At 69.3% G+C, this 12,768-nt stretch carries 14 protein-coding genes; 6 read left to right on the forward strand and 8 right to left on the reverse strand.

Annotation, left to right across the window (positions count from 1 at the left end):
• Positions 1–18 precede the first annotated feature (18 nt).
• Entirely contained in the window at positions 19–531 is a 513-nt protein-coding gene (locus AB0C28_RS13620) for a hypothetical protein (protein WP_357843202.1), read from the forward strand.
• An 89-nt stretch (positions 532–620) separates the two neighbouring features.
• On the forward strand, positions 621–935 hold the full coding sequence (locus AB0C28_RS13625) for a hypothetical protein (protein WP_357843199.1): 315 nt from the start codon (positions 621–623) through the stop codon (positions 933–935).
• On the opposite strand, the gene AB0C28_RS13630 is transcribed toward AB0C28_RS13625, so the two are convergent.
• Complete coding sequence (locus AB0C28_RS13630; RefSeq protein ID WP_357843196.1) at positions 922–1,377, reverse strand: hypothetical protein; 456 nt, start codon at positions 1,375–1,377, stop codon at positions 922–924. The genes AB0C28_RS13625 and AB0C28_RS13630 overlap by 14 nt on opposite strands.
• A 45-nt stretch (positions 1,378–1,422) precedes the next feature.
• Here AB0C28_RS13630 and AB0C28_RS13635 point away from each other — a divergent pair, with 45 nt between their 5' ends.
• A complete protein-coding gene (locus tag AB0C28_RS13635; protein WP_357843193.1) occupies positions 1,423–2,400 on the forward strand; it encodes a YafY family protein in 978 nt (325 codons plus the stop codon).
• Between the two features lie 34 nt (positions 2,401–2,434).
• Here the strand turns inward: AB0C28_RS13635 and AB0C28_RS13640 are convergent, their stop codons facing one another.
• Genes AB0C28_RS13640 through AB0C28_RS13670 form a run of 7 tightly spaced genes read right to left on the reverse strand, consistent with a single transcriptional unit; the run spans position 2,435 to position 9,463 of the window.
• Positions 2,435–3,424 (reverse strand): ABC transporter ATP-binding protein, encoded by a 990-nt coding sequence (locus AB0C28_RS13640; protein WP_357843190.1) that lies wholly within the window; start codon positions 3,422–3,424, stop codon positions 2,435–2,437.
• The gene (locus AB0C28_RS13645; protein ID WP_358074371.1) at positions 3,421–4,404 is read right to left on the reverse strand and encodes an ABC transporter ATP-binding protein; all 984 of its coding nucleotides are present in this window, start codon (positions 4,402–4,404) and stop codon (positions 3,421–3,423) included. The genes AB0C28_RS13640 and AB0C28_RS13645 overlap by 4 nt, the downstream gene beginning before the upstream one ends.
• Positions 4,401–5,231, reverse strand: coding sequence for an ABC transporter permease (locus AB0C28_RS13650; protein ID WP_357843184.1), 831 nt, complete (start codon positions 5,229–5,231; stop codon positions 4,401–4,403). The genes AB0C28_RS13645 and AB0C28_RS13650 overlap by 4 nt, the downstream gene beginning before the upstream one ends.
• Positions 5,228–6,208: an ABC transporter permease gene (locus AB0C28_RS13655; protein WP_358074374.1), complete on the reverse strand. Its 981-nt coding sequence runs from the start codon at positions 6,206–6,208 to the stop codon at positions 5,228–5,230. Before AB0C28_RS13655 ends, AB0C28_RS13650 begins: the two co-directional genes overlap by 4 nt.
• Positions 6,205–7,824: an ABC transporter substrate-binding protein gene (locus AB0C28_RS13660; protein WP_357843178.1), complete on the reverse strand. Its 1,620-nt coding sequence runs from the start codon at positions 7,822–7,824 to the stop codon at positions 6,205–6,207. The genes AB0C28_RS13655 and AB0C28_RS13660 overlap by 4 nt, the downstream gene beginning before the upstream one ends.
• Positions 7,821–8,531: a PIG-L family deacetylase gene (locus tag AB0C28_RS13665; RefSeq protein WP_357843175.1), complete on the reverse strand. Its 711-nt coding sequence runs from the start codon at positions 8,529–8,531 to the stop codon at positions 7,821–7,823. The genes AB0C28_RS13660 and AB0C28_RS13665 overlap by 4 nt, the downstream gene beginning before the upstream one ends.
• Complete coding sequence (locus AB0C28_RS13670; protein ID WP_358074377.1) at positions 8,528–9,463, reverse strand: GNAT family N-acetyltransferase; 936 nt, start codon at positions 9,461–9,463, stop codon at positions 8,528–8,530. Before AB0C28_RS13670 ends, AB0C28_RS13665 begins: the two co-directional genes overlap by 4 nt.
• A 370-nt stretch (positions 9,464–9,833) precedes the next feature.
• On the opposite strand from AB0C28_RS13670, the gene AB0C28_RS13675 reads away from it, so the two are divergent.
• From AB0C28_RS13675 to AB0C28_RS13685, 3 genes are all read left to right on the forward strand, one after another.
• A complete protein-coding gene (locus AB0C28_RS13675; RefSeq protein ID WP_357843169.1) occupies positions 9,834–10,187 on the forward strand; it encodes an SPW repeat protein in 354 nt (117 codons plus the stop codon).
• 767 nt (positions 10,188–10,954) lie between these two features.
• Positions 10,955–12,037: a glycosyltransferase family 2 protein gene (locus AB0C28_RS13680; RefSeq protein ID WP_358074380.1), complete on the forward strand. Its 1,083-nt coding sequence runs from the start codon at positions 10,955–10,957 to the stop codon at positions 12,035–12,037.
• A gap of 90 nt (positions 12,038–12,127) precedes the next feature.
• Positions 12,128–12,460: a hypothetical protein gene (locus tag AB0C28_RS13685; RefSeq protein WP_357843163.1), complete on the forward strand. Its 333-nt coding sequence runs from the start codon at positions 12,128–12,130 to the stop codon at positions 12,458–12,460.
• Positions 12,461–12,768 lie beyond the last annotated feature (308 nt).

The raw sequence follows: 12,768 nt of genomic DNA on the forward strand, positions 1-12,768 counted from the left end.
CCGCTGGAGTTCCCCTTGATGTCCTCGCTGTCCAACATCATCAGCATCCTCACGACGATCGTGATGGTCCTGTTGCTGCTCGGTGGCGCCATTCTGATGGCGACCCGCCGGGCGGAGCACGGCCGGGGGAGCGTGCTCGGCATGATCGGGTGCGTCGTGCTGCTCGTGGGGGTGGTGATCAACGGCGTGTTCATCCTCATGGCCCCCGATCTGGTCCGTTCCCTCGGCTTCGACCAGTACGGGCCGATCGCGCTGGTGATGAACCTGCTGTCCCTGCTCATCCAGGTGAGCGGCACCGGGTTGCTGATCTTCGCGGTGATCGCCCGCAGGAACCCGCCGCAGCAGGCTCAGGCCGCCGCGTACGCCCAGCAGGCGCCCCAGGGCTGGCAGCAGCAGCCCGAGTGGCAGCAGGGGTACCAGCAGCAGGGCCCGCCGCAGCAGCAGCCGGGGTGGCAGCAGCAGCAGCCCGGCCGGCAGCCGCAGCACCCGCAGCCGCCTTACGGTGAAGGTCAGCCGCCCGCCCACGGCTGACGCGGAAGTCCTGCCGCGCAGGCGACACCGCGCCGACGAGTGTGACAATGTTGGCGTATCGGACATTCCGCAGCGTGCCTGAGGGAGTCATGACGCCAGAGCAGCCCCGCCGGCCGGATCCCGACCAGACGATCCGGCACCGCTACCCCCATCCAGGACAGCCGTCCGAGCAGGGCCCGCCCGAGGCGCCCTACACGCAGCGGCTGCCGTACACCCCCGACATGCTGCCCGACGTGCCCCTCTACGAGGCCAAGCCGGCGCGGTCCGGGTGGTGGTGGGTGATCGTGGCCGGCCTCGTCCTGCTGCTGGTCGCGGCCGTCGCCGTGGGCGTGATCCTCTGGGTGCGCGGCAACGCCGACGCCGCGGCGCTGCCGTACGGGATCGCGGACGTCACGCGCGGGTGAAGTCCATCGTCCAGTTCGTCTCCCAGCTCTGCCCGTCGTCCTCGGAGAACGCCTGCTCCCAGCGGGCGGCATCGGTATCCCTGAAGACCGTCCAGATGAACCGGCAGCGCACCGGCCGGCCGTCGCAGGTCTCCTCACCGTAGAACTCGCCCCGGTCCCCCTCGAACGAGCCCACCATGGGCCGGGTGTCGAGCACACCGGTCGCGCTGCTGGCCCAGTAGATGGACCACAGCCCGCTGTCCACGTCACGCAGGCGCACGGTCATCCCGCTGCGGCCCTTCGTGGGGAACTCGATCTCGTCGAAGCTGGCCCCGCCACCGAAGTGCCGGCCGGCCGTGGAGACGCCGGGGAACTCGTCCCATTCGTCGCTGCCGGACAGGGGCTTGACCAGCCGGCGGTTGACGACGTTCCAGCGGCCGGCGAAAAAGTCGAAGTCGTTCATGGCTGAGACCATAGGGCCGGGTCACTGACAGGTAGTGTCAGTGATATGCGAGCTTCCCGCCTGGTCTCGATCCTGCTGCTCCTGCAGACGCGCGGCCGGATGACCGCGCAGGAGCTGGCCGACCGGCTGGAGGTCTCCGTCCGCACCATCTACCGCGACGTCGAATCCCTCCACTCCGCCGGCATCCCGCTCTACGGCGACGCCGGCCCGAAGGGCGGATACCAGCTCCTCGACGGCTACCGCACCAGGCTCACCGGCCTGACCGCCGACGAGGCCGAGTCGCTGTTCCTGGCCGGCCTGCCCGGTCCCGCGGCCGAGCTGGGGCTGGGCGCGGTGGTGACCGCCGCTCAGCTCAAGCTGATGGCCGCGCTCCCGGTCGAGCTGCGCGACCGGGCCGGCCGCATCCAGGAGCGCTTCCACCTCGACGCGCCCACCTGGTACCGCGACCGGGAGCCGGTCACCTACCTGCCCGCCGTGGCCGACGCCGTCTGGAACGAGCGCCGGGTGCAGGTCCGCTACCGGCGGTGGAAAGCGCCGCAGGAGGTGGAGCGGCGGCTGGAGCCGTACGGGCTGGTGGTCAAGGCCGGGCGGTGGTATCTGGTGGCGCGCTCGGGCGAGCAGGTACGCACCTACCGCGTCTCGCAGATCCTCGACCTGCATCCGCTGCCGGAACGGTTCACCCGGCCCGAGGGGTTCGACCTGGCCGCGTACTGGCGCGACTACCTGGCCGAGTTCGAGAGCAGGCTGCGCTGGGGCCAGGCCGAGGTGCGGCTGTCGCCGCACGGCATGCAGCGCCTGGCCGACCTCATGACGCCGGGCGTGGTGGAGGCGGCGCGGGAAAGCGCGCGGGGCCCGGACGAGCGGGGCTGGACGCTGGTCACGGTGCCGATCGAGTCGATCGAGCACGCGACGAGCGAGTTCCTGCGGCTGGGCACGGACGCCGAGGTGCTCTCGCCCGTCGAACTACGCCACCGGATGGCCGCGACGACCACCGAACTCTCCGAACGCTACCGCGCCTCCTGAACCGTCCTCCCGGGTGAGGTCTAGCGGGTGAGGTCTACCGGGTGAGCGCCGCCTCGGCCTGCCAGCAGTGCGTCCAGTGCCCCTCGCCCAGCTCCGTGCGCCCCGGCACCTCGGTCGAGCACACCGGCAGCGCCACCGGGCAGCGCGGATGGAACCGGCAGCCGCCCGGCGGATCGATCAGGCTGGGCGGCTCACCGTGCCGACGTCCCCCGGGAGCCGCCACCCGGTCGGGGTCAGGCGCCGACTCCAGCAGCAGCTGCGTGTACGGATGCCTCGGCGACTGCGTCAGCTCCTCGCTCGGCCCGCTCTCGATCAGCCGCCCCGCGTACATGACCGTGATGTCCTCGGCGAAGTAACGGGCGCTGGCGATGTCGTGCGTGATGTAGAGCAGCGCCAGCCCGCTGTCCCTGGCCAGCCCTTCCAGCAGCCGCAGCACGCCGAGCCTGATCGACACGTCCAGCATCGACACGGGCTCGTCGGCGATCAGCGCGACGGGCCGCACCGCCAGCGCCCGCGCGATGGCCACCCGCTGCCGCTGCCCGCCGGACAGCTCGTGCGGCATCTTGTCCATGAACTGCTCGACCGGGGTGAGGCTGACGCGTTCGAGCAACTCGGCGACCTGCTCGCGTTCCTCGGCGTCGGAGCGGGCGTGCCCGTGCAGGCGCAGCGGCCTGGCCAGGTGGTAGCGGACCCGGTGGAACGGGTTCAGTGAGGCGAAGGGGTCCTGGAAGATGAGCTGGACCTGCCGCCGGTACTCCCTGAAGGCGGCGCCGCGGTGGGCGCGTACCGGCTCGCCGCGCAGCAGCACCTCCCCGGACGTGGCCGGATAGACCTGGGCCAGCAGCCGTGCGACCGTGCTCTTGCCGCAGCCGCTCTCGCCGACCAGCGCCGTCACCGCGCCGGCTCGCAGCGCGATCGAGACGCCCTCCACCGCCCGCACCGGCGGCCGCCGGCCGAAGCGGCCCCGAGGGCCGCGGGCGGCGGTGAAGTGCTTGGTGAGCTCGCGCCCCTCCAGGATGTTCATGACACTCCCCTCCCGTCGTTGAGCAGGCACGCGACCTCACCGTCTGCCGCCGCGGTGAGCACGGGCAGGCGCTCGGAGCACTCCGCCACCGCCATCGCGCACCTGGGGTGGAAGGCGCAGCCGGGCGGTGGTGAGCGCAGGTCGGGCGGCGTGCCGGGGATGCCCAGCAGCTCTTCGCGCGGCCCGCGCAGGCGCGGGAACGAGCGCAGCAGCCCCACCGTGTACGGATGCCGCGGCGCCCGGTGCAGCGCCTTGGCCGTCCCGGTCTCCACGACCCGGCCCGCGTACATGATGGCGATCCGGTCGGAGATCTCCATGAGCAGCGACAGATCGTGGGTGATGAAGACGACCGCGAAACCGTACTCCTCCCGCAATGCCTTGATCTCGGCGAGGATGTCGCGCTGCACCACCACGTCGAGCGCGGTCGTCGGCTCGTCCATGATGATGATCTCGGGGTTGAGCGCGAGCGCGATGGCGATGGCGGCGCGCTGGCGCATGCCGCCGGACAGCTCGTGCGGGTAGGAGCGGCGCCGGTCGGCGCTGATGCCGACGCGCTGCAGCAGCTCGACCGAGCGTTCCGTGCGCTCTGCGCGGGACATGCGGGGCGCGTGGATGCGCAGCACGTCGTCGATCTGGGCCCCCACGGTGATGACCGGGTTGAGGGAGTTCATGGCGCTCTGGAAGACGACCGCCAGCTCCTTCCAGCGGAAGGCGCGCAGCTCGTTCCTGCCGAGGGCGAGCACGTCCACGGCCGAGCCGTCCTGGCGGTGGTAGACGACCGACCCGGATGTGATCGAGGCGGGCGGGCGCAGCAGCCGGGCCACCGCGTTGGCCAGCGTGGTCTTACCGCTGCCGCTCTCGCCGGCCAGGCCCAGGATCTCGCCGCGGCGCAGGTCGAGCGAGACGCCGGACACCGCGTGCACGGCTCCGGTGCCGGACAGGTAGTCCACGCCAAGGTCGCGGATCTCCAGGACGTTCATGCGCGTGCCTTCCTGGGGGCCTTGATCGTCCGCAGCCGCGGGTTGGCGATCTCGTCGATGCCGAAGTTCACCAGGGCCAGGCCGGTGCCGATGAGCGCGATGCACAGGCCGGGCGGGATGAACCACCACCAGGCCCCGATGAGCAGCGCCTGCCCGTTCTGCGCGAAGTACAGCATGCTGCCCCAGCTCACGGTGGACAGGTCCGCCAGGCCCAGGAACGAGAGCCCGGCCTCGGCCAGGATCGCCGCGACCACGGTGGCCAGGAAACTGGTGGCGATGACGGGCAGCAGGACCGGCAGGATCTCGTAGAAGACGATCCGCAGCGGCCCTTCGCCGCTCGCCCTGGCGGCCTGGACGAAGTCGCGCCGGCGTACCGACAGGGTCTGGGCGCGCAGCACCCGGGCGCCCCAGGCCCAGCCGGTCACCGCGATCACCACCGCGACCGAGGCCACGCCGCGCTGCGGCAGGTAGCCGGCCAGCACGATGATCAGCGGCAGGGCGGGCAGCACGAGGAAGATGTTGGTCAGCACCGACAGCGCCTCGTCCACGGCGCCGCCGACGTAGCCGCCGACCAGGCCGACCGCGACGGCCAGCACCGTGGCGATGAGCGCCGACAGCACGCCGACGCCGAGCGAGACGCGGGCGCCGTACACGATCTGGACGAGGATGTCCTGGCCGGTCTGGGTGGTGCCGAGCCAGTGCTGCGCCGACGGGCCCTGCAGCCCGTCCTCGCTGGTGGCGGCGGGATCGGCGCCGATGAGCAGCGGCCCGAAGACGGCCATCAGCGCGAAGAAGACGAGGATCCCAGCCCCGATCTTGATCTTCATTCCGACTCCTGCCTGGTCCGGGGGTCGAGCACCACGTACGCCAGGTCGGCCAGGAAGTTGGCGACGAGCACGGCCAGCGAGATGACGAGGAAGATGCCCTGCATGAGCGGGAAGTCCTCGTTCTCCACGCCCTTGAGCAGCATCGACCCGATGCCCGGGTAGGAGAAGACGATCTCCGTCAGCACCGAGCCGCCCACCACGAAGCCGAGCGAGAGCGCGAAGCTGGTGATGTTCGGCAGGATCGCGTTGCGGGCGGCGTAGGCCCACATGACCCGGCGCGAGGTCAGCCCCTTGGCCTCGGCCATCACCACGTAGTCCTCGCCGAGCGTGGTCACCATGACGTTGCGCATGCCGAGGATCCGGTCGGCCATCGAGGCCACCACGATCGTGATCGCCGGCAACGCCGCGTGGTAGAGCACGCTCTGCGCGAACTCACCGGTCAGCCCCGGCATCACGTCCAGCCCGTACGCCCGGCTGACCGGGAACCACTGCAACGTCACCCCGAAGACGAACACCAGCGCCAGCGCCACCCAGAAGTACGGCACCGCGTGCATGAACGTGGCCGCCGGCAGCACGCCGTCCAGCCAGGTGCCGCGCTTCCACGCCATGATCACGCCGAGGGCGGTGCCGATCAGGTAGCTGATCAGCGTGGCCACGCCGACGAGCCCGACCGTCCACGGCAGGCTGTCGGCGATCACCGTGGAGACCTCGGTGGGGAAGAACGTGATCGAGCGGCCCAGCTCGCCCTGGGCGAGATTGCCCAGATAGTCCAGGTACTGCTGCCACAGGCTCGCGTCGCTGATGCCGAACGCCCTGCGCATCGCGTCGATGGCGGCGGGGTCGACGTTCCCCCTCATCCGGGCCACCAGCAGCTCCACCGGATCCCCCGGCATGAGCCGGGGGATCAGGAAGTTGAGCGTGATGGCGGCCCAGGCCGTCAGGAGGTAGAACCCGAGCCGCCTGGCCAGGAATCTCACTTTCCGGCCGGCTTCAGGTGCAGCAGCACCACGGCCGCGTCGGGCGAGGTGTACGGCGACGGCATCGCGTACGGGTCCTGCTCCGACGGCCAGCCCACGTACTTGTTCGTCCGGTACTGCGCCCACGACGGGCTGTAGAACAGCGGCAGCGTGGGCATCTTCTCCACCATGATCTTGCCCAGGCCCTGGGTGGCCTCCTGCTGCTCGGTCTCGTCCTCGGTGGCGGCGTAGGCGTCGATCAGCTTGTCGGTCTCGGCGTCCTTCCACCGCTCGTAGTTGCCGGTGGCGGCCTCTCCCACGGGCTCGGCCAGCCCGCCGAAGAGCATCGAGCGCATCTGGAAGTACGGCGTCGGCCCGGACGCGGTGGCCCTGATCGACAGGTCGTAGTTGCCCTTGCCGACCTTGGACACCCAGTCCTGGAACGCCACGCCCCTGGTCTCGACGGTGACGCCGATCTTGGCCAGGTCCTCGCGGATGAGCTGGGCCGCGTTCACCCAGTCGGTGAACGGCGAGGGCACCAGCAGGGTGAACTTCAGCTGCGCCGGGTCCACGCCCTTGAGCAGCTCCTTGGCCTTCTCGACGTCCACCTTGTAGGAGAGCGCGCGGTATTCGGGCGGGATGTACGCCTCCCCGCCCGGCATCGGCACGCCGGTCGGGTGCGCGACCTTGGTGTAACCGCGCTCGGCCACACGAACGATCTTGTCCCGGTCGACGGCCAGGCTGATGGCGGCCCGCACCTCGGGCTTGGCCAGCACGGGATTGGTCAGGTTCGGCAGCAGCGTCACCACGCCCTCGGGCGGGAAGAAGAACTTGTTCTGCTCCGGCTTGCCCTGCACGTAGATCTTCTGGATGTCCGGCACGAACGCGCCCGCCCAGTCCACCTCACCCTGCTGCAGCGCCGTCTGGAGGGCGTTGGCCGTGTACGCGGGGAAGCGCAGCACTGGCACCTCCGGCTTGCCCGGCTGCCAGTAGGACGGGTTCTTGACCAGCTCGTACAGCTGGGCCGAGAACTTCGACAGCGTGTACGGGCCCGTACCGACCGGCTTGGGGTTGGTGAAGGTGGAGGGGTCCTTCTCCTTCTCCCACACGTGCTTGGGCACGATGGGCGAGTTGCCGGCGATGTTGAACAGCTTGGCGTACGAGGTGTTGGCGAAGTCCACCCGCACCTTGTCGGGCGCCAGCGCCTCGGCGTCCTCGATCTCCAGCGCGTTCCTGTTGAGCTGCGGATACTTCTTCAGCATCTGGAACGTGAAGGCCACGTCGTCGGCGGTGAACGGCTGCCCGTCGGACCACTTCACGTTCTGCCGCAGCGTGAATGTCACCGACTTGCCCTTGTCCGACCACTTGTGGTCCAGCGCCAGCCAGGGCGTGATCTCCCCCGGCTTCAGCTTGTTGAAGTACATGAGGGTCTCGTGGATCATCCCGCTGGTGCCGAAGTTCACGCCTTCGAGGTGGTACGGGTTGAAGTCCTCCTGGAACGTGCCCGCGTCCACGGCGTGGATCACCAGCGGCGGCGCGTCCGCCTGCGGTTTGGCGGCGCCACCGCCACTCGAACATCCGGCCAGCACGAGTGCGGCCAGCACCGCCGCGACCTGCCCCGCCTTGTGACGTCTCATGCGGAGGCCGCCTTTCCGAAGTACTTCGTCCGCAGTTGCCGCGACCCCTTCGGGGCGGCGAAGGCCTGCGCGCGGCCGAACCCGGCCGGCGCGCCGCGCACGATCGTCAGCGCGCGGTAGTAGTCGACGTACGGGAAGCCGTAGGTCTCGCCCCTGGCGTAGGCGTAGCCGGTGATCGCCTGCGACCACAGCTCGTACGCCTCCTCGCCCAGCTCGACGAACACGTCGGGCGCGTATCCCTCGGCGTCCTCCCAGTTGTCGGCGTAGTAGAGCTCGCTCGCCCAGTAGGCCGGATGCTCACGCTCCAGGGTCTTCAGCCCACCGAAGAAGCGGGCGTCCTCGACGATCCGGTGCGTGCGGGCGTGGTCCTTGTGGATGGAGGCGCTCCAGTGCGTCAGGATCACGTCGGGGCGCAGCTCCCTGATGAGGTCGCCGATGCGCATCTTGGTCTCGTCGTCCTCGGGCAGCAGGCCGTCCTCGTAGTCGAGGAACCTGACGCCGGCGCCGATCCGTTCCGCGAACGTCTCGGCCTCCTCGCGCTTCTGCTTGGCGTAGTCGGCGACGGTCATGCGCGGATGGCCGCGCTCGCCGAGCGTCAGGTGCAGCAGCGTCGCCCGGTCGCCGCGCAGGACGTGCTGCGCCAGCACGGCGCCCGCGGTCAGGTCGAGGTCGCCCGCGTGGGCCCCGATGGCGAGAACGTGTGTCATGCGGATCGCCTCATCACGTGGAACTTTCTGGTGATCTCGTAGCCCGCCTTGGTGTAGAGGTGGCCGGCCGGGCTGGTAGCGCCGGTCCACAGGAACCAGGACGAATGCAGCCCTTCGGCGCGCATCCGGGTCATGGTGAGATGGAGCAGGATCTTGCCGAGGCCGGTGCCGCGCTGGCCCGGGTCGACGCCGAAGGGGCCGAAGCGCTCGGGGATGCCGCGGTAGGCCGCGTACAAGGCGAAGCCCACTATGTGATCTTTTTTCGCGATGACGATGCGTTCGGGATCGCGGTGCTGCCGGATCGCTTCGCCCCAGTCGGGGTTGAAAACGTCGGCCGCGTGCCGGATCAGCTCGGGCAACTCGCCGGCGGTGGGACTGCGGAAGACGTACCCCTCGCGCTCACGCGCGCGCCGCAGCTCGTCCACCTCGGGCGGAGTCCGGTAGCCGACGAGCGCGCGGTCCATGGCGACCGGCGAGTAGAGCGTCATGAACCCGAGCTCTTCCAGCAGCCGGTGACCGTCCGGATAGAGCTCGGCGTCCGCGCCCGGGAGCACGTAGTAGGGGGTGTACGACGAGAAGTCCACCTTCGTCCGGCCGAGGCGCTCCAGGAACCCCACCGCCTCACCCACCAGCCGCCGCCCCAGCCCGCCGCCGCGGTGCTCGGGGACGACGAAGAAGAACGGGATCCAGCCGGTGTCGGGCTCCAGGTCGGTGCCCGGCGCTAAGGGGATCAGGCGGCGGACGGCGTACGCGCAACCCACCACGTCGTCCCCGTCCACGGCCACGCGCAGGCCCTCGGGGTCGAAGTTGGGGTCGAGCAGCACGCAGTCCCTGAACCAGCCGGATGTCGTGGGGTCGGCGGGCATGCTGCGGTTCCAGGCGTCGACCAGCGCGGTCTCATCGCCGGACTGGAAGGGGCGGACGGTGACCATGAGGGGAGTGGTCCTTTCACCTTTCGGCACTCCCGCCACAGCTTTCCCACTGTCAACCGCCCAGGTCAAGAAGATTTCGGAAGAAATTTTCCGATAAGTCGGACATCTAGAAAATTGTTTTCGTCTGCGGTATCTATGGAGAGTTGCCCCCACCCGACGCGCGACGCAACCCTGCGACGAACGCCCGAAGCACGACGCCAACGGTGCGCGGCGAATGCCCGAAGTGCGCCGCCAACGGCGTGACGAATATCACATCACCATGTCGCCCTGACCCCCACCCACCCGGGAATCACCGCACGTCCCATGAAGTTTCACGTAATCGACTGACCAAAAGGCCAGCCTCTCGCATATGCACCAAGCGGAGGTTCTCATGAAGGCATGGTCACGCTGGCAGGACTGGGCCACCCTGGTCGCCGGCCTCTACGCGGCGCTCTCCCCGATCTGGGTCGCCGGCGCGTCGGGCGCCGCCCCCTCACTGATCGTCCTGGGTGCCCTCATCGTGCTCACGTCCATCGTCGCCCTCGCCAACCCGGGCGTCGTGGCGACGGAATGGCTCAACGCCCTGTGGGGCGTGCTGCTGTTCATCGCGCCGTGGGCCATCACGTACACGCAGGGCCAGGGGGCGTCGTGGACGTCCTGGGTCATCGGGGTCCTCACGGTCGTACTCAGCCTGACCGCCCTCCCCGCCAGCAGAGCAGCCCACCGCCAGGCCGTCCAACACTGACCCCACTTCGAGGGCCGGGCCACACTCACGGCCCGGCCCTCACCCTTTCCCCACGCAAGCAGCGACCCTCCCGCCGCTTCCCCAGGCAAGCCTCCCCACCCAAGCGGCGACCCTCCCACCTTCTCCACGTAAGCAGCGCCCCTCCCACCGTGCACCTCCGCACCAACGTCGGCCACGTCCCCACAGCCGTCGCTCCTCAACGCCGCCAGTCGCCCCGACCTCCGCTCACCGCACCCACAGCGGCACCCCCGCAGTCGTCATTCCTTCACGCTGCCATCACCCTGCCCCCACTCAGGGCACCCACGGTGACACCGCCACGATCATCACTCCTCCACGCTGCCCTCCCCCTCGCATCCGCCCACCGCGCCCGCATCAACGCCCTTGCAGTCGCCAACCCATCAGCGGCGACACCACCGGGCGACTGGCCGCCCACCCCGGCACTCTCCACCACCCGCCACCCACCAACACCCGTTATCACCCACCAACACCTGCAATAACCACCCGCAATCCCATCCACCACCCGCCATCCACAGGTGGCCACGTCCCCACACCCTCCATCCACAGAACCCGATTCGGCCCCATCCCACCCCACCGCCGAAATGCATCCTCATACCCGCACGGCAACACCACGCCGCCCCCATCACGACAAGGAAGGAAGGCAAGAGGATGCCCGGAGGCCCGCCCACGCTCGGCTTCAGCCTGCTCATCTACGCGACGGTAGGACTGATCGCCCTGATCGCCCCCAAGCTGCGGAGGCGTCGCGACAGATGAGCACCCAAACGGAGCCCACGTCCACCCCGCCGCTGACGGTCACCGTCATCATCCCCGCCCACAACGAGGAGCAGGGCCTGCCCGCCACCTTGCGCTCCATCCAGGCCCAATCGAGCCCACCAGAGAAGATCATCGTGGTCGACGACGGCTCGACCGACCGCACAGGAGAGGTGGCCACCTCCTACGGCGTCACCGTGCTACGCCCACCGCGCAATCTGGGCAGCAAGGCCAAAGCCCAGAACCACGCACTCCCCCACTGCGACACCGACCTGGTCCTAGCCGTGGACGCCGACACCGTCCTGGCCCCCGACTACATCGAGCGCATCAAGCCCGCCTTCACCGACCCGGCCGTCAACGTGGCGGCGGGCAACGTGCAGACGAGGTTCGCCCGCACCCCGTGGGAGCGAGGCAGATCCACCGAATACCTCTTCGGCTTCCACTGGCACCGGCCGATCCAGCAACTCGCGAACAGCCCGATGGTCTGCTCGGGTTGCTGCTCGGCGTTCAGACGCACGACCCTCACCGAATCCGGCGGCTTCCCCGAGCGCACCATCGTCGAGGACATGGACTACACCTGGACCCAGCAGGGTGACGGCCACCGGGCGGTCTACGTCTCCGGCGCCGTCGCCTGGGCCGCCGACCCGGAGAGCCTGACCTACCTCCGCAAGCAGGTCTGGCGCTGGATGGCCGGCTTCATGCAGAACGTCCGCCTCCACCTCCCGCGCCTGCTCGTCCGCAAGCCCATGCTCGCCACCTGGATCGTCATCGCCCTGCTGGAGATCCTCCTGGCCCCGCTGTGGTGGGCGACCCCGCTGGTCCTGACCCTGGCGATGCACGAGCCGGCGACCCGCACGCTGGCCTGGTGGGCGGGCGGCGAGCTGCTCCTCACCGTGCCGGCCCTCCTCTACGCGGCCAGACGCCGCCGCCTCCCCGTGGGCAAGGTCCTGTTCAACCTGCCCTTCGTCTACCTCAACAAGGCCGTCAACCTCTACTACGCCTGGAAGGCCCTCCTGGTCGAGCTGATCCTGGTCCCCCTGCACCTGTCACGCGGCCTCCTCGTCTACGAAAAGGGCCGCTGACCACGAACATCGGTAGCGGCATGATTACTCTCAGTAGCCATAAGATGTGAGCTCGCCCAAAGCGTCCACCCCACGAAAGGGACGAGCCACATGATCGCTCGCACCGCCACCATCGCCCTCTCCGCCCTGACCCTGACGCTGGCGCCGTCCTTCCCGGCCGTCGCGGCCACAGGCACGTTCGCCTACAGCTTCCCCGCCTCGTACGGCACGGGCGCCGGCCACCTGCACCACCCGAGGAGCGGTGCGTGCATCGACATCCCTGAGATCCGCTACTCCGACGAGAGCGCACACACCCCGCGCAACGACACCGACTCCACCGCCACCCTCTTCATGGGCCCCGACTGCTCCGGCCCCTACTACTCACTCCGCCCCGGCGGCAGGGGCTCCGACAGGCTCTTCCTCAGGTCGGTCGTCTTCTCCTGACCACCACCAGGAAATTCGCCAGATAAAGACCGGTACGCGAAACCAAGCACTGCCTGCCCGGATCGCAGACGACGACAAGATAGTCGGAGGCGCGTTCCCACACGCTCTCCGGCAGGGAATTCGCCTACGGCCAGCCATTTTCGCGAGCATTGTTCAGCAACCCCGGTTCGACGTCAGCTACCCGTCGGCTCGCTGGTCGCCTTCACCGGCTTCACCCTGCAAATCCTGATAGTCATGGCACCCCCCATTCTTGTTTCCAACTGCGCACACTTCCTGCCATGGGGTGGGGATCCCCATCGCGTTGCGGC

Source organism: Nonomuraea sp. NPDC048892 (assembly GCF_040649735.1).
Lineage (GTDB): Bacteria > Actinomycetota > Actinomycetes > Streptosporangiales > Streptosporangiaceae > Nonomuraea > Nonomuraea maheshkhaliensis.

What these genes read in the sequence shown, in the direction of transcription:
- AB0C28_RS13620 (WP_357843202.1), top strand. Translation starts at nt 19, where the DNA reads ATGTCCTCGCTGTCCAACATCATCAGCATCCTCACGACGATCGTGATG.
- AB0C28_RS13625 (WP_357843199.1), top strand. Translation starts at nt 621, where the DNA reads ATGACGCCAGAGCAGCCCCGCCGGCCGGATCCCGACCAGACGATCCGG.
- AB0C28_RS13630 (WP_357843196.1), bottom strand. Translation starts at nt 1,377, where the DNA reads ATGAACGACTTCGACTTTTTCGCCGGCCGCTGGAACGTCGTCAACCGC.
- AB0C28_RS13635 (WP_357843193.1), top strand. Translation starts at nt 1,423, where the DNA reads ATGCGAGCTTCCCGCCTGGTCTCGATCCTGCTGCTCCTGCAGACGCGC.
- AB0C28_RS13640 (WP_357843190.1), bottom strand. Translation starts at nt 3,424, where the DNA reads ATGAACATCCTGGAGGGGCGCGAGCTCACCAAGCACTTCACCGCCGCC.
- AB0C28_RS13645 (WP_358074371.1), bottom strand. Translation starts at nt 4,404, where the DNA reads ATGAACGTCCTGGAGATCCGCGACCTTGGCGTGGACTACCTGTCCGGC.
- AB0C28_RS13650 (WP_357843184.1), bottom strand. Translation starts at nt 5,231, where the DNA reads ATGAAGATCAAGATCGGGGCTGGGATCCTCGTCTTCTTCGCGCTGATG.
- AB0C28_RS13660 (WP_357843178.1), bottom strand. Translation starts at nt 7,824, where the DNA reads ATGAGACGTCACAAGGCGGGGCAGGTCGCGGCGGTGCTGGCCGCACTC.
- AB0C28_RS13665 (WP_357843175.1), bottom strand. Translation starts at nt 8,531, where the DNA reads ATGACACACGTTCTCGCCATCGGGGCCCACGCGGGCGACCTCGACCTG.
- AB0C28_RS13670 (WP_358074377.1), bottom strand. Translation starts at nt 9,463, where the DNA reads ATGGTCACCGTCCGCCCCTTCCAGTCCGGCGATGAGACCGCGCTGGTC.
- AB0C28_RS13675 (WP_357843169.1), top strand. Translation starts at nt 9,834, where the DNA reads ATGAAGGCATGGTCACGCTGGCAGGACTGGGCCACCCTGGTCGCCGGC.
- AB0C28_RS13680 (WP_358074380.1), top strand. Translation starts at nt 10,955, where the DNA reads ATGAGCACCCAAACGGAGCCCACGTCCACCCCGCCGCTGACGGTCACC.
- AB0C28_RS13685 (WP_357843163.1), top strand. Translation starts at nt 12,128, where the DNA reads ATGATCGCTCGCACCGCCACCATCGCCCTCTCCGCCCTGACCCTGACG.